Here is a 1083-nt window from a genome sequence, read left to right as displayed (position 1 = left end):
TAGAACCACAGACTGTAGGGTGCGTAAGGCGAAGCCGCACGCACCATCTGTAATACAAGCGGAAGTATTGGGGAAAGATGCGATCGCTAAGGTGGGTAAAACAAAGCCACACACACCATCTGTAATAGAAGCGGAAGTATTGGGGAAAGATGCGATCGCTAAGGTGGGTAAAACAAAGCCACACACACCATCTGTAATACAAGCGGAAGTATTGGGGAAAGATGCGATCGCTAAGGTGGGTAAAACAAAGCCACACACACCATCTGTAATACAAGCGGAAGTATTGGGGAAAGATGCGATCGCTAAGGTGGGTAAAACAAAGCCACACACACCATCTCTAATAGAAGTGGAAGTATTGGGGAAAGATGCGATCGCTAAGGTGGGTAAAACAAAGCCACACACACCATCTCTAATAGAAGTGGAAGTATTGGGGAAAGATGCGATCGCTAAGGTGGGTAAAACAAAGCCGCACACACCATCTGTAATAGGAAAAGCGATCGCTAATCAATTTTATCGATTCCCTTTTTTAGAATTCTTTTCGGGATTAATAGATTTTGGGCTGATGGTGCGATCGCATTGTATTGCATATTTCTTCCCTAAAAGATGGTGCGTGCGTCTGCGCCTTACGCACCCTACAATTGATTTGATTTTTTCGTTAATTTTTGAGAAATAGATCGGATTAATGCCGGATGGTGGATGACTTTAAAAAAGTTTTTTACTGCTGATAATTTAACATAATAGTTTTAATGATATTACATAATCAGGGACACCCTTGACAACAACCTAATAACACTTCAGCAAAAATTAGGATTTCAAGGAATTGAAATGATTGCAGGTGATTTGTCCAATTTTTGTTTAATTCAATCTTAGACTGAGTTTTCAATCTCTCATGTTATTTTATAAACCATGAATGTTATCAATCCCTTGCAATCATGGCTTTAAAGTTTATCTCCATTCCACCGGAAACCAGAAAACCTCCTGAAGGGTTAATTGCGTTAATGCACGGTTGGGGTGCTAATGCCGAGGATCTGACTGCTCTAGCTCCAATGCTGCGTTTACCTGAATATCAATTCATTTTTCCCC

The 1083-nt window shown here is 40.9% G+C and carries 1 protein-coding gene; it reads right to left on the bottom strand.

What is annotated here, in order from left to right:
- The coding region (locus tag IQ236_RS27570; RefSeq protein WP_193872424.1) for a hypothetical protein at positions 1–474 on the bottom strand (474 nt) is incomplete at its 3' end.
- Between the last annotated feature and the right edge of the window lie 609 nt (positions 475–1083).

The sequence above is a fragment of the Planktothrix mougeotii LEGE 06226 genome, from assembly GCF_015207485.1.
In the GTDB taxonomy this organism is placed as follows: Bacteria; Cyanobacteriota; Cyanobacteriia; order Cyanobacteriales; family Microcoleaceae; genus Planktothrix.
This window is presented reverse-complemented; position numbering and strand designations above follow the sequence as displayed.